17 protein-coding genes are annotated in these 18,065 nt (G+C 65.6%); 9 read left to right on the top strand and 8 right to left on the bottom strand.

Translation table 11 applies throughout. The annotated features are described in order from the left end of the window. The first annotated feature begins 55 nt into the window (after nt 1–55). Together AC3B6A_RS06975 and rpoS are read left to right on the top strand one after the other, a co-directional pair. Nucleotides 56–910 carry a peptidoglycan DD-metalloendopeptidase family protein gene (locus AC3B6A_RS06975; protein ID WP_488401564.1) on the top strand — a complete coding sequence of 285 codons (855 nt, stop codon included), beginning with the start codon at nt 56–58 and terminating at the stop codon, nt 908–910. Between the two features lie 95 nt (nt 911–1,005). Then, nucleotides 1,006–2,010 carry an RNA polymerase sigma factor RpoS gene (rpoS, locus tag AC3B6A_RS06980; RefSeq protein WP_488401565.1) on the top strand — a complete coding sequence of 335 codons (1,005 nt, stop codon included), beginning with the start codon at nt 1,006–1,008 and terminating at the stop codon, nt 2,008–2,010. A 417-nt stretch (nt 2,011–2,427) separates the two neighbouring features. On the opposite strand, the gene fdxA is transcribed toward rpoS, so the two are convergent. Both fdxA and mutS read right to left on the bottom strand, forming a co-directional pair. Continuing rightward, nucleotides 2,428–2,751, bottom strand: coding sequence for a ferredoxin FdxA (fdxA, locus tag AC3B6A_RS06985; protein WP_488401566.1), 324 nt, complete (start codon nt 2,749–2,751; stop codon nt 2,428–2,430). A 67-nt stretch (nt 2,752–2,818) separates the two neighbouring features. Beyond that, the gene (gene mutS, locus AC3B6A_RS06990) at nt 2,819–5,392 is read right to left on the bottom strand and encodes a DNA mismatch repair protein MutS (RefSeq protein ID WP_488401567.1); all 2,574 of its coding nucleotides are present in this window, start codon (nt 5,390–5,392) and stop codon (nt 2,819–2,821) included. An 82-nt stretch (nt 5,393–5,474) separates the two neighbouring features. On the opposite strand from mutS, the gene AC3B6A_RS06995 reads away from it, so the two are divergent. From AC3B6A_RS06995 to recX, 3 genes are all read left to right on the top strand, one after another. Continuing rightward, on the top strand, nt 5,475–5,987 hold the full coding sequence (locus AC3B6A_RS06995; protein WP_488401568.1) for a CinA family protein: 513 nt from the start codon (nt 5,475–5,477) through the stop codon (nt 5,985–5,987). An 85-nt stretch (nt 5,988–6,072) separates the two neighbouring features. Next, complete coding sequence (recA, locus tag AC3B6A_RS07000) at nt 6,073–7,128, top strand: recombinase RecA (protein WP_488401569.1); 1,056 nt, start codon at nt 6,073–6,075, stop codon at nt 7,126–7,128. A 5-nt stretch (nt 7,129–7,133) separates the two neighbouring features. Beyond that, the gene (gene recX, locus AC3B6A_RS07005) at nt 7,134–7,598 is read left to right on the top strand and encodes a recombination regulator RecX (protein ID WP_488401570.1); all 465 of its coding nucleotides are present in this window, start codon (nt 7,134–7,136) and stop codon (nt 7,596–7,598) included. Between the two features lie 66 nt (nt 7,599–7,664). On the opposite strand, the gene AC3B6A_RS07010 is transcribed toward recX, so the two are convergent. Both AC3B6A_RS07010 and AC3B6A_RS07015 read right to left on the bottom strand, forming a co-directional pair. Beyond that, complete coding sequence (locus AC3B6A_RS07010; protein WP_488401571.1) at nt 7,665–8,741, bottom strand: LOG family protein; 1,077 nt, start codon at nt 8,739–8,741, stop codon at nt 7,665–7,667. 163 nt (nt 8,742–8,904) lie between these two features. Further along, the gene (locus tag AC3B6A_RS07015; protein ID WP_488401572.1) at nt 8,905–10,326 is read right to left on the bottom strand and encodes an MBL fold metallo-hydrolase RNA specificity domain-containing protein; all 1,422 of its coding nucleotides are present in this window, start codon (nt 10,324–10,326) and stop codon (nt 8,905–8,907) included. Between the two features lie 122 nt (nt 10,327–10,448). On the opposite strand from AC3B6A_RS07015, the gene xfp reads away from it, so the two are divergent. Continuing rightward, nucleotides 10,449–12,854, top strand: coding sequence for a phosphoketolase Xfp (xfp, locus tag AC3B6A_RS07020; protein ID WP_488401573.1), 2,406 nt, complete (start codon nt 10,449–10,451; stop codon nt 12,852–12,854). 57 nt (nt 12,855–12,911) lie between these two features. Here the strand turns inward: xfp and AC3B6A_RS07025 are convergent, their stop codons facing one another. Continuing rightward, complete coding sequence (locus AC3B6A_RS07025) at nt 12,912–13,127, bottom strand: DUF3820 family protein (RefSeq protein ID WP_017518005.1); 216 nt, start codon at nt 13,125–13,127, stop codon at nt 12,912–12,914. 9 nt (nt 13,128–13,136) lie between these two features. Next, complete coding sequence (locus AC3B6A_RS07030) at nt 13,137–13,544, bottom strand: quorum-sensing-regulated virulence factor family protein (protein ID WP_488401574.1); 408 nt, start codon at nt 13,542–13,544, stop codon at nt 13,137–13,139. Nucleotides 13,545–13,790: 246 nt separating this feature from the next. Here AC3B6A_RS07030 and AC3B6A_RS07035 point away from each other — a divergent pair, with 246 nt between their 5' ends. Then, nucleotides 13,791–14,516, top strand: coding sequence for a tRNA-uridine aminocarboxypropyltransferase (locus AC3B6A_RS07035; RefSeq protein WP_488401575.1), 726 nt, complete (start codon nt 13,791–13,793; stop codon nt 14,514–14,516). 66 nt (nt 14,517–14,582) lie between these two features. Here AC3B6A_RS07035 and AC3B6A_RS07040 read toward each other — a convergent pair whose 3' ends face one another. Next, nucleotides 14,583–15,467, bottom strand: a complete 885-nt coding sequence (locus AC3B6A_RS07040) for a DMT family transporter (RefSeq protein ID WP_488401576.1) — start codon at nt 15,465–15,467, stop codon at nt 14,583–14,585. Between the two features lie 240 nt (nt 15,468–15,707). Here AC3B6A_RS07040 and erdR point away from each other — a divergent pair, with 240 nt between their 5' ends. Together erdR and AC3B6A_RS07050 are read left to right on the top strand one after the other, a co-directional pair. Next, the gene (gene erdR / locus AC3B6A_RS07045) at nt 15,708–16,358 is read left to right on the top strand and encodes a response regulator transcription factor ErdR (protein WP_488401577.1); all 651 of its coding nucleotides are present in this window, start codon (nt 15,708–15,710) and stop codon (nt 16,356–16,358) included. A gap of 86 nt (nt 16,359–16,444) precedes the next feature. Then, complete coding sequence (locus tag AC3B6A_RS07050; protein WP_488401578.1) at nt 16,445–16,816, top strand: diacylglycerol kinase; 372 nt, start codon at nt 16,445–16,447, stop codon at nt 16,814–16,816. A 166-nt stretch (nt 16,817–16,982) separates the two neighbouring features. Here the strand turns inward: AC3B6A_RS07050 and AC3B6A_RS07055 are convergent, their stop codons facing one another. Beyond that, nucleotides 16,983–17,909 (bottom strand): LysR family transcriptional regulator, encoded by a 927-nt coding sequence (locus AC3B6A_RS07055; protein WP_488401579.1) that lies wholly within the window; start codon nt 17,907–17,909, stop codon nt 16,983–16,985. Nucleotides 17,910–18,065 lie beyond the last annotated feature (156 nt).

Below are 18,065 nucleotides of genomic sequence, written 5' to 3' on the forward strand. Positions count from 1 at the left end.
TACGGGTACAATGCCGGCCAATGGGCTGGACGTAATTCATGGATAAGGGGGATGGGTGAGCTTGACAGCGACCCTGCGACAACGGAACTGGATCAAGGGCCTGGGCCACGCTGTGCTGGCCGTTGCCGTTTGCTCTCTGCTGGCGGCCTGTACTTCCTCGTCACGTAGCAGCACCACCGTGGTCGACGGCAGCGCCTCCGCGCGCAAGTCGGCGGCTACCAGCGGTCAGTACGTGGTACGTCGCGGCGACACCCTGTATTCCATCGCCTTCCGCTACGGCTGGGATTGGAAAGCCCTGGCCGCACGCAACAACATTTCCGCGCCCTACACCATCCGCCCGGGGCAATCGATCCGCTTCGATGGCGGTCCATCCTCGGTGCAGCCGTCCGTCGGAAAAAATGCAACGCCTGTCGCTCCGGTTGCTGTCAATAAACCGGCTCCATCTGCTTCTGGTGCCAATAATTCGACCTCTTCGGCTGCGACGCCTTCGCCGCAGGCCAGCGCCGGCGCGGCAACTCCGGCTCCGTCGGGCGGTGGAGTCAGTGGCTGGATATGGCCAACCAATGGCACCCTGATCGGGCGTTTTGCATCAAACGGCAGTTTGAATAAAGGGATTGATATAGCCGGGCAATTGGGCCAGCCTGTCCTGGCTGCGTCGAATGGCACGGTGGTGTACGCCGGTAGTGGTTTGCGGGGCTACGGCGAACTCGTGATCATCAAGCACAGCGATACCTACGTAAGCGCCTACGGTCACAACCGCAGGTTGCTGGTGCGGGAAGGGCAACAGGTCAAAGTCGGGCAGAACATTGCCGAGATGGGCTCCACAGGGACTGACCGGGTGAAGCTGCACTTCGAGATTCGCCGCCAAGGTAAACCTGTAGATCCGCTGCAATACCTGCCAAATCGTTGACGATTGCTGTTCCCCTGCGTGGGTGAGCGGGCCCCGGTGTCCTAAGGATAAGGACGCACCTGGGCTTGTTGTCGAACTCAGCAAGGGATAACGACATGGCACTTAAAAAAGAAGGGCCGGAGTTTGACGTCGATGATGAAGTGCTCCTTCTGGAGCCCGGCATCATTTTCGAAGAGTCGCTTGCCGAAGAGCAGGTATCGCTTCAAGTCACTCCCAAGGCCTCCCCTCTCTCCTCTCTCAAGCAACACAAGCACATCGACTACAGTCGGGCGCTCGACGCTACCCAGCTGTATCTGAATGAAATCGGCTTTTCGCCGCTGCTGACCCCGGAAGAAGAAGTGCACTTCGCGCGCCTTGCGCAGAAGGGCGATCCGGCTGGCCGGCGGAGAATGATCGAGAGCAACCTGCGGCTGGTGGTGAAGATCGCGCGGCGCTACGTCAATCGCGGTCTCTCGCTGCTCGACCTGATCGAAGAGGGCAACCTGGGGTTGATCCGGGCGGTGGAAAAGTTCGATCCGGAGCGCGGCTTCCGCTTCTCCACCTACGCCACTTGGTGGATTCGACAGACCATCGAACGGGCCATCATGAACCAGACCCGCACCATCCGCCTGCCGATCCATGTGGTCAAGGAACTCAACGTCTACCTGCGGGCCGCTCGCGAGCTGACCCACAAGCTGGACCACGAGCCTTCGCCCGAGGAAATCGCCAACCTGCTCGAGAAACCGGTGGAAGAGGTCAAGCGCATGCTCGGCCTCAACGAGCGGGTAACCTCCGTGGATGTCTCGCTCGGCCCGGATTCCGACAAGACCCTGCTCGACACGCTCACGGATGATCGACCGACCGATCCCTGCGAGCTGCTGCAGGACGATGACCTGAGCGAGAGCATCGACCAGTGGCTGTCGGAGTTGACCGACAAGCAGCGGGAAGTGGTGATTCGGCGCTTCGGCCTGCGGGGGCATGAAAGCAGCACCTTGGAGGAAGTCGGCCAGGAAATCGGCCTGACCCGCGAGCGGGTCCGGCAGATTCAGGTCGAGGCACTCAAGCGTCTGCGCGAGATTCTCGAGAAGAACGGTCTGTCCAGCGACGCCCTGTTTCAGTAGCGGCTAGCTGGACCACAAGAAAGCCCGGATGATTCCGGGCTTTTTTATGTGCCGTGATGTAAGCATTCACTTACATGGTGTGTGAGCGTTCAGCTTCAAGTATCGGTCGCTTAAACTGCTGTGTTATCTATCTCATTGTTTTGTATGAGTTTTCTATGATGTATTCAGATGCAGAGACGATGCTGCGGCAAAATTGCCTACCTTGCCGCGATGCCGGAGGTGAGTAATATCACTCCTGCGTACACGGAAAGACGCAGGCCGGTAAGGACGCTGGTCAGGACATCGCGGGATGCGATTCATCAGGACGATGAACTAGGGACGAAAGAGTGGGCGGGTTATCCCGCCCCTTTTTTTTGCCTGCGAAAAAGTGTTCCCGCAGATGCGAAAAGGCCCGCTCGAGGCGGGCCTTCTTGGAGATCAGCGCTCCAGGTACTGCATCTTGTTCGGCTTGCCGTCCCACTCTTCAGCGTCCGGCAGAGAAGCCTTCTTCTCGGTGATGTTCGGCCACACATCAGCCAGATCTTTGTTCAGCTCGATGAACTCCTGCATATCGTCCGGGACTTCGTCCTCGGAGAAGATCGCCTGTGCCGGGCATTCCGGTTCGCACAGGGCGCAGTCAATACACTCGTCCGGGTGAATGACCAGGAAGTTCGGGCCTTCGTAGAAGCAGTCCACCGGGCAGACTTCCACGCAGTCGGTGTATTTGCACTTGATGCAGTTGTCGGTGACGACGAAGGTCATTTTCTAATTCTCTCCTCATGCAGGCGGCTAAGCGCGCGCGGATTCTAACAGCTTGTTCCGCGGTCCGTCAGACTCGCATCTTCCATGCATATAACAATTCGAGAGCCTGGCGCGGTGTCAGGTCGTCGGGACTGACGCGCATCAACTCGTCGACAACCGAGTGCGGGAGGCTGGCAAACAGGTCGCTTTGCAGTGGCGCCGGGCCTTTCGAGTCGTTCGAGCGCGGAGCTTCGTGGGGCAGGCTGGTGGTTTCCAGGCGTGCCAGGTGTTCGCGGGCGCGGTGAATTACCGCACCCGGCACGCCGGCCAGTTGTGCCACCGCCAGGCCGTAACTCTGGCTGGCCGGGCCGGGCAGTACGTGGTGCAGGAAGACGATGCGCTCGTTGTGCTCGGTAGCGTTGAGGTGCACGTTGGCCACCGCCGGCTCGCTTTCCGGCAGGACGGTCAGCTCGAAATAGTGGGTGGCGAACAGCGTGAAGGCGCGCAGCTTGGCCAGATGCTCGGCAGCGGACCAGGCTAGTGACAGGCCGTCGAAGGTGCTGGTGCCGCGGCCCACTTCATCCATCAGCACCAGGCTGCGGTCGCTGGCGTTGTGCAGGATGTTGGCGGTTTCGCTCATCTCCACCATGAAGGTGGAGCGGCCGCCGGCGAGGTCGTCAGAGGAGCCGATGCGGGTGAAGATACGGTCCACCAGCGACAGTTCGCAGCGCGCCGCCGGGACGAAGCTGCCGATATGAGCCAGCAGCACGATCAGCGCCGTTTGCCGCATATAGGTCGATTTACCGCCCATGTTCGGGCCGGTAATCACCAGCATGCGGGTGTCCTGGTCGAGGTTCAGGTCGTTGGCGACGAACGGAGTGTCGAGCACCTGCTCGACCACCGGGTGGCGGCCTTGCTCGATCAGGATGCCCGACTCCTCGACGAAGCGCGGACGGTTCAGGTCGAGGTTCAGCGCGCGTTCGGCGAGGTTGGCCAGCACGTCCAGTTCGGCCAGGGCGGCTGCGGTGTCCTGCAGTGGCGCCAGTTGGGCGATCAGCAGTTCCAGCAGCTCTTCATAGAGTTGCTTCTCCCGCGCCAGGGCACGGCTCTGGGCAGACAGGGCCTTGTCTTCGAACGCCTTCAGTTCCGGGGTGATGAAGCGTTCGGCGCCTTTCAGCGTCTGCCGGCGGATGTAATCGGCGGGTGCCTGTTCGGCCTGCACGCGGGGCAGTTCGATGTAGTAGCCGTGGATGCGGTTGTAGCCGACCTTCAGGTTCGGCAGGCCGGTGCGCGCCTTTTCCCGGGTTTCCAGGTCCATCAGGTATTGGCCGGCGTTCTCGCTGAGCATCTGCAGCTCGTCCAGCTCGGCATCGTAGCCGCGCGCGATCACGCCGCCGTCGCGGATCACCGCCGGCGGGTTCTCGATCACCGCGCGGGCCAGCAGGTCGGCCAGTTCCGGGTAGGTGCGGATGTTGCCGGCCAGTTGGCCGAGGTGCGGCGCTTCCAGTTCGGCCATGCCGTTCTGCAGCTCGGGCAGGGCGGCGAGGGCGTCGCGCAGGCGGGCGAGGTCGCGCGGACGGGCGTTGCGCAGGCCGATACGGGCGAGGATGCGCTCGACGTCGCCGATTTCCTTCAGTTGTGGCTGGAGGATTTCGAAGCGGTAGCGCTCCAGCAGGCAGGCGATGGATTCCTGGCGGGCTTCGAGGACCGCGCGGTCGCGCAGCGGACGGTTCAGCCAGCGGGTCAGCAGGCGGCTGCCCATGGCGGTCTGGCAGCGGTCGACCACCGATTGCAGGGTGTTGTCGCGGCCGCCGGCGAGGTTGGTGTCCAGCTCCAGGTTGCGGCGGCTGGCGCCGTCGAGGATCACCGTGTCATCGATGCGTTCGTGACGCAGGCTGCGCAGATGCGGCAGGGCGGTGCGCTGGGTTTCCTTGGCGTAGGCGAGCAGGCAGCCGGCGGCACCGATGGCCAGGGTCAGTTCCTGGCAGCCGAAGCCTTTCAGGTCCTGTACGCCGAACTGCTGGCACAGGCTCTTGTGCGCGGAGTCGCGGTCGAAGTCCCAGGGTGCGCGGCGGCGCACGCCACGGCGCTTCTCCGCCGGTAGGCCCTGCGGCCAGTCGTCGGGGATCAGCAGTTCGGCGGGGTTCATGCGTTCCAGTTCGGCCAGCAGGGTTTCCCAGCCTTTTATTTCCTGGACGCTGAAACGGCCGCTGGTGATGTCCAGCACGGCGAGGCCGAACAGCCGTTCGTCGCCGAGTACGGCGGCCAGCAGGTTGTCGCGGCGCTCGTCGAGCAGGGCCTCGTCACTGACGGTGCCCGGGGTGATGATGCGCACCACCTGGCGCTCGACCGGCCCCTTGCTGGTGGCCGGGTCGCCGATCTGCTCGCAGATCACCACCGATTCGCCGAGTTTCACCAGCTTGGCCAGGTAGCCTTCGGCGGAATGGAAGGGAATGCCGGCCATGGGAATGGCGTTGCCGGCGGACTGCCCGCGCGCGGTCAGGGTGATGTCGAGCAGCTTGGCGGCCTTCTTGGCATCCTCGTAGAACAGCTCGTAGAAGTCACCCATGCGGTAGAACATCAGCTGATCCGGGTGCTGGTTCTTCAGCTTCCAGTACTGCTGCATCATGGGAGTGTGGGCGGAGAGGTCGCTCTGGCTCATGGCTTCTGGCTGTCCGGCTTCAACATGCAAAAGCGCCTAGTGTACGGTATCCGCCTGGCCTTCTTTAACCCCGGAGCGCACCGTGTCCGTCACCGATTCCTCGATCACCGAACTCTCCGCACTGCTCGGCAGCCGGCTCGCCGCCAATGGGTTGCGCGTGACCACCGCCGAATCCTGCACCGGCGGCGGGATCGCCGAGGCGATCACGCGCATTCCCGGCAGCTCGGCCTGGTTCGAGGCCGGCTACGTCACCTATTCCAATGAGCAGAAGACCCGTCAGCTGGAGGTGCCCGCCGAGCTCTTCGCGAAGGTCGGCGCGGTCAGCCGCGAGGTGGTGGAGGCGATGGTCGCCGGCGCGCTGCCGCGCAGTGGCGCGGATATCGCCGTGGCGGTCAGCGGCGTTGCCGGGCCGGACGGCGGTTCCGCCGAGAAGCCGGTAGGCACCGTCTGGCTGGCCTGGAAAAAGGGCGGACAGGTCTTCAGCGAACGCCGTCTGTATGCCGGCGATCGGGAGGCGGTGCGCCGGCAAACTGTGGCAACCGCTCTGGCCGGGCTGTTGCGCCTGGCGGACGGGGAAAATCCGATCCAGGGGTAGGCGAGCGGCTTGCCCTGTGGAATAATACTGTCTACTTATACAGTTGTTCGTGGCCGTCCGGCCCCCTGACTTCGCGAGGACTTCAATGGACGAGAACAAGAAGCGCGCCCTGGCCGCGGCCCTGGGACAGATCGAACGCCAATTCGGCAAAGGCGCGGTCATGCGCATGGGCGACCATGAGCGTCAGGCCATTCCGGCCATCTCCACCGGCTCGCTGGGCCTGGACATCGCCCTGGGCATCGGCGGCCTGCCGAAAGGCCGTATCGTCGAGATCTACGGTCCGGAATCCTCGGGTAAGACCACCCTGACCCTGTCGGTCATCGCCCAGGCCCAGAAGGCCGGCGCCACCTGCGCCTTCGTCGACGCCGAACACGCGCTGGACCCGGACTACGCCGGCAAGCTGGGCGTCAATGTCGACGACCTGCTGGTCTCCCAGCCGGACACCGGCGAACAGGCCCTGGAAATCACCGACATGCTGGTGCGCTCCAATGCCGTCGACGTGATCATCGTCGACTCCGTGGCGGCCCTGGTGCCGAAGGCCGAAATCGAAGGCGAGATGGGCGACCAGCACGTCGGCCTGCAGGCGCGCCTGATGTCCCAGGCCCTGCGCAAGATCACCGGCAACATCAAGAACGCCAACTGCCTGGTCATCTTCATCAACCAGATCCGCATGAAGATCGGCGTAATGTTCGGCAACCCGGAAACCACCACCGGCGGTAACGCGCTGAAGTTCTACTCCTCCGTCCGCCTGGACATACGTCGTACCGGCGCGGTGAAGGAAGGCGACGAGGTGGTTGGCAGCGAGACCCGCGTCAAGGTCGTGAAGAACAAGGTCGCACCGCCGTTCCGTCAGGCTGAATTCCAGATCATGTACGGCCGCGGCATCTACCGCACCGGCGAGATCATCGACCTGGGCGTGCAACTGGGCATGATCGAAAAGTCCGGCGCCTGGTACAGCTACCAGGGCAGCAAGATCGGCCAGGGCAAGGCCAACGCCGCCAAGTTCCTGGAAGACAACAGCGAGATCTGCAACACCCTCGACAAGGCTATCCGCGAGCAGTTGCTGACCAACCAGCCGGCGCCGACCAAGGCCGAACTCGCTGCGGCGGAAGCCGAAGCGGAAGCTGAAGCCGACTACTGATCGCCATGACCGTCGAGCTCGATAACCCCGTCGCTGTGCGGCGGGTCGCCATGGACCTGCTGGCGCGACGCGAGCATGGCCGGGCGGAGCTCTCGCGCAAGCTGCGGCAACGCGGCGCCGCGCAGGAACTGATCGACCCCGCCCTCGACCGCTTGGCCGAGGAGGGGTTGCTCAACGAAAGCCGTTACCTGGAAAGCTACATCGCCAGCCGCGCACGGGCCGGTTACGGTCCGCTGCGGATTCGCGAGGAGCTGTCCCAGCGGGGCCTGCCCCGGGGCGAGATCGACAGCGCCTTGAACGAGTCGGGTATCGATTGGGGCGAGAACCTCAGGGAGGTATGGCGGCGCAAGTTCGGCTGCCAGCCGCAGGATGCCCGCGAGCGAGCCCAGCAGGGGCGCTTCCTGAGCTATCGAGGCTATTCGATGGACGCCATCGGTCGACTCCTGAGTGGTCGACGGTCGGACGATTGAGTGCTTGATCAATTGAACAAGGCACCCGGAAGGGTGCCTTGCTCGTTTCAGGGCCCGGTACTTTCGCTATTTGCGTTCCCAGTTTTCCGGCTGGTTGATGAAGTTGACCAGTTCGCGCAGGCGGCCCTGGTCGCGGCCGTTGAAGGCGAAGGCGAGGCGGGTCAGTTGGGAGAATTCCGGTTCGTCCAGCTCCGATTCGCTGTAGGGCTGCTGATGGAAGCCATCCGTCACGCAGAGATGGCCGAACTCCCGCTCCAGCAGTCCCAGTGCGTGCTTGTTCAGCGCATGGTTCAGGCGGATCACGAAGCGATCCCTGAGCCAGCGGCTGGAGTGGAAGTTGCTGTAGAACTGGGCGATTTCCTCGACCGCTTCTTCGGCCGAATGCACCAGTTTCACCAGGTTCATGTCGCTGGGCAGGATGTAGCCGTTGTCTTCGAGTTGCTCCTTGATGAACTGCAGGGCGTGGTCCCAGTAATGTCCGCCCGGCTGATCGAGCAGCACCACGGGCACCAGCGGGCTTTTCCCGGTCTGGATCAGGGTGAGCACTTCCAGGGCTTCGTCGAGGGTGCCGAAGCCGCCGGGGCAGAGCACCAGGGCGTCGGCTTCCTTGACGAAGAACAGCTTGCGCAGGAAGAAGAAGTGGAATGACAGCAGGTTGCTGGTGCCGTCCACGGTGCTGTTGGCGTGCTGCTCGAAAGGCAGGGTGATATTGAAGCCGAGGCTGTTTTCCAGGCCCGCGCCTTCATGGGCGGCGGCCATGATGCCGCCACCGGCGCCAGTGATGACCATCATGTCGTAGCGGGCCAGGGTCTCGCCCAGTTCCCGGGCCAGGGCGTAGACGGGATGGCCGGCCGGTGTGCGCGCGGAGCCGAACACCGTGACCTTGCGGCGGCGCTTGAACTGCTCCAGGGTGCTGAAGGCGTGCTCCATCTCGCGCAGGGTCTGCAGCATGATCTTGGCGTCCCAGCGGTTGCGGTCGGCCTGGGCCATGCGGGCGACGGTGGTGAGCATCTCGCGGTAGAGCGGCAGGTTCTGGCTGCCGCCGGGGGCGGCCAGGGCCGCCAGTTCATCGACTTTCTGCGCCAGCTCCGTGCCGCTGGTCTGGAAGTGTCTGGAAAGATAGTCGTCGGGCTCAAAGGGCATGTTGATACTCCTTGTTCATCAACCCCTGTTGGCCTGCCCATGCGCGACGGCGTTCACCCCAGGGTGTCGCCGGGACGGGCATCGCGTCGCGTCATGCACAAGTCCGATGCGGGAGGCCGTGCAGTCTGGCACGCGGGATGTGACAGTCCGTGAGACCTCCACTTCAGATCGCTATCCGGTCCCCCGGTTCCGGTATGTTCGCGTTCCACTTCAGGCGCTCGTGGAGCGCTTTCTGCAGCACATCCATCTTTTCTCGTTCGCCATGTATCAGGTATAGCTCGGGTTTGTGCTCGAAGTTGCCAACCCACTGAATCAATTGCGATTGTCCCGCGTGAGCGGAGAATCCGCCCAGGGTGTGGATCTGCGCGCGGACGCCGATGCGCTGGCGCAGGATGCGCACCGTACTGGCACCGTCGACGATGGCCCGTCCCAGTGTGCCCCGGGCCTGGAAGCCGGGGAAGACGATATGGCATTCCTCGCGCCAGAGGTTGTGCTTGAGGTGGTGGACGATCCGCCCGCCGGTGCACATGCCGGCGCCGGCGATGATGATCGCGCCACTCTGGATGCGGTTCAGCGCCATGGATTCCTCCACGCTCTGGGTGGTGCGCAGGATCGGCAGCCATTCGCCGACCTTGGCGGTGCCGGTGCCGCGCATGTACTCGCGGTCGGTGTCGGCGAACTCGTTGATGTGCTGCAGGTAGATGCGGTTGGCCTGGGCGGCCATCGGGCTGTCGAGGTAGACCACCTGCTGCGGCAGGCGGCCTTCCTGGTAGAAGCGGCCGAGGTAGTAGATCAGGTCCTGGGTGCGGCCGACGGCGAAGGCGGGAATCAGCACGTTGCCGCCGTCGCGCTGGGCCTGGGCGAGGATGCCGGCCAGTTCCTCCAGCGTCTCGTTGGAATCACGGTGGTCGCGGTCGCCGTAGGTGGACTCCAGCAGCACCACGTCGGCGCGGGTCAGGGGCGTCGGCGTGCGCATCAGCGGCGAGCAGGTGTTGCCCAGGTCGCCGGAGAACACCAGGCGGCGGGTCACGCCGAACTCGTGGATCTCGATCTCGACGATGGCCGAGCCGAGGATGTGGCCGGCGTTGTGGAAGGTCACGCGAATGCCCCGCGCCACTTCGACCGTGCTGCCATAGCTGACGCGCCGGCGCAGGTTCAGCGCGCGGGAGGTGTCTTCCAGGCTATACAGCGGCGCCACCGGAGGCCTGCCGAGCCTTGCACGCCACCGGCTCTCCCACTCGGCGTCCTTTTCCTGGATATTCGCCGAGTCCATCAGCATCAGCTCCAGCAGGTCGCAGCAGGACTCGGTGGCGTAGATCGGCCCCTTGTAGCCTTCCTTCACCAGGCGCGGCAGCAGGCCGCTGTGGTCGAGGTGGGCGTGCGACAGCACCACCGCATCGAGTGCCTTGGGGTCGAACGGGAAGGGATTGCGATTGCCCGCTTCGTTGTCGCGGGTGCCCTTGCTTGCACTGCGCCCCTGGCGCATGCCGCATTCGAGCAGCACGCGCACGCCATCACGGGTTTCCAGCAGGTAGCAGGAGCCGGTGACTTCCTGGATCGCGCCGATGAAAGTGAGTAGCGCCATGTCGTCTCCTTGTCTTGATCCACCTTCAGCCTTGCCTGATTGGGCGGGACGGGCGTTGATGCACGTCAGCGCCTGTCCGATCTGTCGACCTAGACTTCCAGTCATGCCCAAGGAGAGTCGATATGTCCCAGATCCTGCCCAGTCCGGAAGAACTCGCCGCCCATGCGGCCGCCGAACCAGCCTATGCCCAGTGGCTGCTTGGCCGAGGTCCGCTTCAGCATAGCGCGCAGACCCGGGCAGCGGTCTTCCGCATGGCTCATCAATTGGTCCAGTTCCACCTGCAGCCGGACCTTGCCAGCGTCTACCGGATGTTCAGCGCGCTGGACCAACTGACCTGCGCCGGCCTCTGGCTGGTGGCGCACATGACCTACGCCCGGCGCGTGCGCCTGGACGGCGCGCCGCTGCAGGCCGAGGACTTCAAGGCGCAGCCCGAGGGACACACCGGCGGCGCGCTGAACATGGTGCCGGCCTACGCCGGCTACCTGGCGCTCAACGCCTTGAGCGGCAAGACGCGCGGCTGGTTGATGGGGCAGGGGCACTGCGTGGCGGCGATCGAGGCGCTGAACGTGCTGACCGGCAACCTGCACCCGGAACAGGCCGCCGCCTACGGGCAGGGCGAGGCCGGGCTGAACCGGCTGGTGGGGGATTTCTACAGCTACGTCCAGGCGCCGGACGGCCGGGTCGCCGCGCCATTGGGCAGCCACGTCAACCCGCACACCGCGGGCGGCATCGCCGAAGGGGGCTACCTGGGCTTCGCCGAACTGCAGTACGCGCACATGCCGCTGCCGGGCGAGACGCTGGTGGCGTTTCTCTCCGACGGCGCCGCCGAGGAGCAGCGTGGCAGCGACTGGATTCCGCGCTGGTGGCGGGCCGAGGACTGCGGGGCGGCCCTGCCGGTGATGATCGCCAACGGCCGGCGTATCGAGCAGCGCACCGACCTCGGCACTCACGAAGGGCTGGAGGGCTTCAAGCAGCACCTGCGCCGCTGCGGGTTCGACCCGGTGAGCTTCGACGGACGCGACCCCGCCGCCTTCGTCTGCGCCCTGTGGGAGATGGAACTGCGGCTGGGGCATCGGGTGGAGGAAATGGCCCGCGGCATCCTCCACTACCCGTTGCCGATTCCCTACGGCATCGCCGAGACGGTCAAGGGCTTCGGCTTCTACGGCGCCGGCAGCAACGCCGCGCACAACCTGCCGCTGCCGGGCAATCCGAGCAAGGATGAGCAGGCGCGCGACCTCTTCAACCAGCATGTGGCGCCGCTCTGGGTCGAGCCGCAGGCGCTGGCCGCTGCCTGCGCGCTGTTCAGCGCATCCCGCCAGGGTCGCGAGCTGGAGCGCGACAACCCGCTGGCCGTGCGCCGTCCCACGGAGCCGTCGATCCCCGAACTGCATTACCGCAGCGACTTCTGCTCGCCGATGGCGGCGCTGGATCGCTTCTACGTCGACCTGTGCGCGGCGAACCCCGGGCTGCGGGCCCGCGTCGGCAACCCGGACGAGCTGGCGAGCAACCGCCTGGGCGGCGTCCTCAAGACGCTCAGACACCGGGTCTGCGAGCCGGAAAGCGATCTGGAGGCGGTCGACGGGCGGGTGATCACCGCCCTCAACGAGGAGGCGGTGGTCTCCGCCTGCCTGGCCAACCAGGGCGGTCTCAACCTGGTGGCGAGCTACGAGGCCTTCTGCGTGAAGATGCTCGGCGCGGTGCGCCAGACGATCATCTTCGCCCGCCAGCAGAAGGAAGCCGGCCGCCCCGCCGGCTGGCTCGGCTGGCCCCTGGTGGCGACCTCGCACACCTGGGAGAACGGCAAGAACCAGCAATCGCACCAGGACACCACCTTCTGCGAAGCGCTGCTCGGCGAGATGAGCGACATGGTGCGGGTGGTCTTCCCCGCCGACCACAACAGCGCGTTGGCGCTGCTGCCGGAGATCTACCGCAGCCGCGGGCAACTGACCTGCATGGTGATTGCCAAGCGCGAGCGGCCCTCGGAATTCAGCCAGGCCCAGGCCGAGCAGCTGGCCCGTGACGGCGCGCTGGTGCTGGAGGAGCGTCCGGGCAGCGATCCGCTGCTGCTGATCGCCAACGGCAGCTATCAACTGACGGAGATGCGCCGTGCCGCGTCGCGTCTGGAGGAGGCCGGCTACCCCTACCGGCTGGTGTACCTGCAGGAGCCCGGCCGCTTCCGCGCGCCGCGCGACAACTGGGAGCTGCAGGCGGTCGCCGACGAGGCGCTGACCGCCCGGCTGTTCCCCGACCATTGCCAGCGCCGGGTGTTGCTGACGCACATGCGCCCGGAAGTGGCGCGTGGACATCTCTGGCCGATCCTGCCGGACGCGCTGAAAACCTCGGTGCTGGGCTATCGCAACCAGGGCGGCACGCTGGACGAGGCGGGCATGCTGTTCGCCAACCACGCCTGCTGGGCCCATGTGCTGGCCGCCTGCGCGCGCCTGCTGGACGTACCGCGCAGCGCGCTGCTGACGCCCGACGAGGCGGCGGCGGTGGCGGGCAAGGGCGATCCGGCAGTGTTGCGTTGAGGCCGCGGGGAGGGGCGAAGCGCCGCGCGCAACCGCCGGTGGGCGGTTGCGCGGGGTTCAGCGTTTCAGCGGTTTGATCAGGCCGTCGAGGCCGTCGATCTTCAGCTCCAGGGTCAGTTGCATCAGCCGGCCCAACTCGCCGGGCGGGAACTGTCCCTTCTTGTAGAACCACAGCAGGTACTCGTCCGGCAGGTCCACCAGCATGCGGCCCTGGTACTTGCCGAAGGGCATCGGCGTGCGCGCGATCTTCAGCAACTGTTCCTTGTCGAGCATGCGCGGCGCTTACTTCTGCAGCTTGATCTTGCAGCTACCGGCGTCGAAGCGCTCGGTGGTGACCGGCGCGTTGGTCTTGTACTCGGTGAAGCTGTAGGTGAGGATCGCGCCCTTGGCCAGCAGCTGGCGGTAGGCGGTGTTGCTGCAGACGCTGTCGCCCAGCTGGCTGCGCACGCTCTCGGGGTTCTGGCGCATGCGCTCGGCGTGGCTGGCGCGCACGCTCAGGTGGTTGATCAGCTGGGAACCCTCGACGGTGTAGCCCTGGTCGAGGATGTCCTCGTTGATCGCGCGCGGGGTGCCTTCGCTGCTTTCCTTGGCGACCTTTTCCAGGGTCTGGGTCAGTTCGTAGTTCTTCAGCGACGCGGCATGGGCGGCCGGAAGAACGAGACAGAGGGCGAGGGCGGTGAGGCGCAGCATGGGCATCTCCTGACAATGGTGCCGATTCGACCGTGCGGCCCCCTCCGGGTTCGCCGGCCATTCCAGGCCGCCATTGTCCCTGAAAAGCGCGTCCCTGCCGAGGAACACTTGTCGCAGCGGCATTGCGCGCCAGTCGCCCGGCGGCGGGGCGAGGGGGCGGCTCTGTTACAATCGCCGGTCCGCACCTATCGTCCTGTCCGAGCAACCGATGTTCCGATCGTTTTCCCCCGTCCCGGTGGCGCATTCATGAGCCACGCCGTCGCCCGTCTTCGCGACCAGCGCCTGGCCCGCTGCGTCAAGCCGTTCGTGGCCCGAGGCTCGCGTTCGCCGCGCTGCCCGGGGTGCCGCCTGCGGCCGAACTACTGCATGTGCGGCCTGCGCCCGCAGGTCGAGTCCAACGCGGCGATGTGCCTGGTGATGTTCGATACCGAACCGCTCAAGCCCAGCAACACCGGCTGGCTGATCGCCGAGACCGTGCCCGACACCTGGGCCTTCGGCTGGTCGCGCATCGAGGTCGATCCGGCCTTGCTGGCGCTGCTGGACGATCCGCAGTGGCAGCCTTACGTGGTGTTTCCCGGCGAGTTCGTCCAGGCGGAGCGCGTGGTCACCACGGTGGAGCCGCAGGACGGCAGGCGCCCGCTGTTCATCCTGCTCGACGCGACCTGGAACGAGGCGCGCAAGATGTTCCGCAAGAGCCCCTACCTGGACCGTTTCCCGGTACTGAGCATCACCCCCGACGCCCTGTCGCGCTACCGCCTGCGCCGCTCCAAGTTCGACGAGCACCTGTGCACCGCGGAGGTGGCCGCGCTGTGCCTCGGGCTGGCCGGCGACCGCCGCGCCGGGGATGCGCTGGACGCCTACCTGGATGTGTTCAGCGAACGCTACCTGGGCTCCAAGTGCCAGCAGCCGCTGGACGAGCAGAGCCCGGCGCACCAGGCATTGATACCGTTCACCCAGGGCCAGGATTCGTAGGAGCGGCTTGCCCCTGTAGGAGCGGACCTTGTCCGCGAATGGCGCCCGCAGGGCGCCCTTGCAGGCTCAGGCCGGCTGCACCCGCGGCTTGGTCGGCCACAGCTGCGCCACCAGCATGCCGGCGAGCATCAGCGCGCAGCCGATATAGCCGCGCAGGTGCAGGCTCTCGTCGAGGAACAGGGCGCCGGCGATGGCGGCGAACACCGCTTCCAGCGACAGGATGATCGCCGCGTGGGAGGCGATGGCGTGCTTCTGCGCCACGACCTGCAGGGTGAAGCCGGTGGCGACGCCGAACAGGCCGCCGTAGAGCAGCGCGGGGCCGGCCTGGACGATGGCGGCCCAGTGGATCTCCTCGAAGACCAGCGCCAGGAGCAGGCTCACCACCGAGCAGGTGACGAACTGCAGGAAGGCCAGGCGGATCGGGTCGTAGCGGCTGGCGAACGCGCCCACCAGCAGCATGTGCCCGCCCCAGACGAAGGCGCCGGTGAGCTGCAGCCAGTCGCCGGAGGCAACGTGGAAATCCGGGCCGATGCTCAGCATGGCCATGCCGACCACCGCCAGCGCCGCGGCCAGCCAGGTGCCCATGCCGGTGCGGTGGCCGAGCAGCAGCCCCAGCAGCGGCACGATGATCACGTACAGGCCGGTGATGAAGCCGGAGTTGGTGACGCTGGTGAACAGCAGGCCGACCTGCTGCAGGTTGATCCCCAGGGTCAGCGCGGCGCCGATGGCCAGGCCCGCCAGCAGGAGGCCGCGGTTGAGCGGCTGGGCGCCGCGCTTGCCCGACCAGACCAGCAGCGGCACCAGCGCCAGCGCGCCAAGGGCGAAGCGCAGGCCGGTGTAGAGGAACGGGCCGATGGCGTCCATCCCCAGGCGCTGCGCAACGAAGGACACCCCCCAGATCATCGCGGTAATCAGCATCAGGATATCGGCGCGCAGCGCGTGGCTTTTCATCTTGTTGTTCTCGAACGGCGGGAAAAAAGCGGAACTCTGCCGCAAGCCAGGGCCGTTGGAAAGAGGCGCGTCCTGCCCGCGGGTGCAGTGACAGTGCCGCTGGCAATGCAATGGCGCGGACACCGGGCACCGTCTTTGCGTACAATGCACGGGCAGTGCTCTATCCGTGCTCCGATCTTTCCTGCGCAGGTCCGGCCGTTATCCGTGGCAAGACTTCGACGCGGCCTTCAAGGACTATCCATGGCTTCCTACGAGATCCTGATCGCTGACGATCACCCGCTGTTCCGCAGTGCCCTGCACCAGGCCTTGTCCATCGGCCTGGGGCCCGATGCGCGATTGGTGGAGGCGGCGAGCATCGCGGAACTGGAAGCCAGGTTGAACGAAAAGGCGGACTGGGACCTGGTCCTGCTGGACCTGAACATGCCCGGGGCCTACGGCTTCTCCGGCCTGGTGCTGCTGCGCGGGCAGTACCCGCAGATTCCGGTGGTGATGGTCTCGGCCCAGGAGGACGCCGCCGTGGTGCAGCGCTCCCGCGAGTTCGGCGCCAGCGGCTTCATTCCCAAGTCCAGCGAGCTGAGCGTCCTGCAGCAGGCCGTGCGCGCGGTGCTCGACGGCGACGTCTGGTGGCCGCCGCAGGTGGACGCGGTAACCGAGCTGAGCGAGGAAGTGCGCGCCGCCAGCGCCGGCCTCGCCAGCCTCACGCCGCAGCAGTTCCGCGTGCTGACCATGGTCTGCGAAGGCCTGCTGAACAAGCAGATCGCCTTCGAGCTGAACGTCTCCGAAGCCACGGTGAAGGCCCACGTCACCGCGATCTTCCGCAAGCTCAACGTGCGCACCCGCACCCAGGCGGCGCTGCTGCTGCAGCAGATGGAGTCGGTGCCGGCGGCCTGAGCCCGTCATATCCTGTCAAACCGCATGACCCCTTTTTGACGCGCGCTGGTATAGAGTGCCGCGACTTTTATCTGTGAGAACCGTACGTGTCCGCTTCCCCCTTCAAAGGCCAGACCGGCCTGAAACGCATCCTCAACGCCGCCGGCTATTCCCTGGCCGGCTTCGCCGCCGCCTTCAAGGGCGAGGCTGCCTTCCGCCAGCTGGTGCTGATCAACGTCATCCTGATCCCGCTGTCGTTCTTCTGCGACGTCACCCGCGGCGAGCGCGCGCTGATGATCGCGGTGTGCCTGCTGGCGCTGATCGTCGAACTGCTCAACTCGGCCATCGAGGCGGTGGTCGACCGGGTTTCCCTGGAGCGCCACCCGCTGTCGAAGAACGCCAAGGACATGGGCAGCGCCGCGCAGTTCGTGGCGCTGACCATCATCACCGTGACCTGGGCGGGCATCCTGCTGGGCTGAAAGGCGCTGGGTTGATATCGCGAGGCGCACGCTCATATGCCTGCGCGCCGAACCTTCTTTCGTAGGAGCGGAGCTTCTCCGCGATCCGGCCGGCAGGCCGGTACCGGGGATTGCACCGCTATCGCGGTGATCGCGGATAAGATCCGCTCCTACGAAAAGCACCTCATCACGGAATCATCGGCAGCACGATCTCGTCGCTGCGCGTCACCCCGGCCGTTTCGCTGCGGCACAGGTCGAGAAACTCGCGCATGGTCGCGGTCTGGTACTTCTGCCGGTGCCAGATGAAGTAGAACTGCCGGCGCAGGTCCAGGTCCGGGGTTTCCACCGGCACCAGGCTGCCGCGGCGGAAGGCGTCGCGCAGGGCCAGGCGCGAGATGCAGCCGATCCCCAGCCCCGACTCCACCGCGCGCTTGATCGCCTCGGTGTGCTCCAGCTCCAGCCTCACGTTCAGCGGTTCGACGTGGTGCCGCATGGCCTGGTCGAAGGTCAGGCGTGTGCCCGAGCCCTGTTCACGCAGGATCCACGCCTCTTCGATCAACCGCGCCAGGTCCGCGCGGCCTTCGCGCGCCAGCGGGTGCTGCGGCGCGCAGAACACCACCAGTTCGTCCTCCATCCACGGCTGCACCTCGATGTCCGGGTGCTGGCAGTCGCCCTCGATCAGGCCCAGGTCCAGCTCGTAGTGGGCGATGCGCTGCACCACGTGAGCGGTGTTGTGCACGTGCAGGCGCACCCGGCAGTCCGGCTGGCGCTGCATGAAGCGGCCGATCAGCAGGGTCGCCAGGTAGTTGCCGATGGTCAGGGTGGCGCCCAGGTCCAGGGAGCCGAAGGCGCTCTTGCCGTTGAGCATGTTCTCGATCTCGCTGCCGCGGTCGAGCAGCGCCACCGCCTGGGGCAGCAACTGGCGGCCGAGGGCGTTGAGGGTCAGGCGCTTGCCGGAGCGGTCGAACAGCTTGCAGTCGAACTGCCGCTCCAGCTCGCCCAGGGCGGTGCTGGTGGCCGACTGCGACATGGCCAGGGCTTCGGCGGCGCGGGAGACGCTTTCCTGCTGGGCCACGGCGACGAAGACTTCCAGCTGGCGCAGGGTGAATTTCATTCAGGGGCTCCGGAAAAGGCAGCGCGACATTTCGTCACCCCGGTGTAGGAAAGACCTGGCGGTATCCTTTCGCGGCGACATGGCGGCCTTATCTGCGTTTTGGATTAGCAATATCCAGATAATTTATTTTGCGGATATTGTGGCCGCCTATAAAAT

It is taken from the genome of Pseudomonas sp. B12(2026), from assembly GCF_057767015.1.

Bases quoted from the DNA above. Each gene is read 5' to 3' on its own strand.
- rpoS (WP_488401565.1), top strand. From the start codon at position 1,006: ATGGCACTTAAAAAAGAAGGGCCGGAGTTTGACGTCGATGATGAAGTG.
- fdxA (WP_488401566.1), bottom strand. From the start codon at position 2,751: ATGACCTTCGTCGTCACCGACAACTGCATCAAGTGCAAATACACCGAC.
- mutS (WP_488401567.1), bottom strand. From the start codon at position 5,392: ATGAGCCAGAGCGACCTCTCCGCCCACACTCCCATGATGCAGCAGTAC.
- recA (WP_488401569.1), top strand. From the start codon at position 6,073: ATGGACGAGAACAAGAAGCGCGCCCTGGCCGCGGCCCTGGGACAGATC.
- recX (WP_488401570.1), top strand. From the start codon at position 7,134: ATGACCGTCGAGCTCGATAACCCCGTCGCTGTGCGGCGGGTCGCCATG.
- AC3B6A_RS07010 (WP_488401571.1), bottom strand. From the start codon at position 8,741: ATGCCCTTTGAGCCCGACGACTATCTTTCCAGACACTTCCAGACCAGC.
- AC3B6A_RS07015 (WP_488401572.1), bottom strand. From the start codon at position 10,326: ATGGCGCTACTCACTTTCATCGGCGCGATCCAGGAAGTCACCGGCTCC.
- xfp (WP_488401573.1), top strand. From the start codon at position 10,449: ATGTCCCAGATCCTGCCCAGTCCGGAAGAACTCGCCGCCCATGCGGCC.
- AC3B6A_RS07025 (WP_017518005.1), bottom strand. From the start codon at position 13,127: ATGCTCGACAAGGAACAGTTGCTGAAGATCGCGCGCACGCCGATGCCC.
- AC3B6A_RS07030 (WP_488401574.1), bottom strand. From the start codon at position 13,544: ATGCTGCGCCTCACCGCCCTCGCCCTCTGTCTCGTTCTTCCGGCCGCC.
- AC3B6A_RS07035 (WP_488401575.1), top strand. From the start codon at position 13,791: ATGAGCCACGCCGTCGCCCGTCTTCGCGACCAGCGCCTGGCCCGCTGC.
- AC3B6A_RS07040 (WP_488401576.1), bottom strand. From the start codon at position 15,467: ATGAAAAGCCACGCGCTGCGCGCCGATATCCTGATGCTGATTACCGCG.
- erdR (WP_488401577.1), top strand. From the start codon at position 15,708: ATGGCTTCCTACGAGATCCTGATCGCTGACGATCACCCGCTGTTCCGC.
- AC3B6A_RS07055 (WP_488401579.1), bottom strand. From the start codon at position 17,909: ATGAAATTCACCCTGCGCCAGCTGGAAGTCTTCGTCGCCGTGGCCCAG.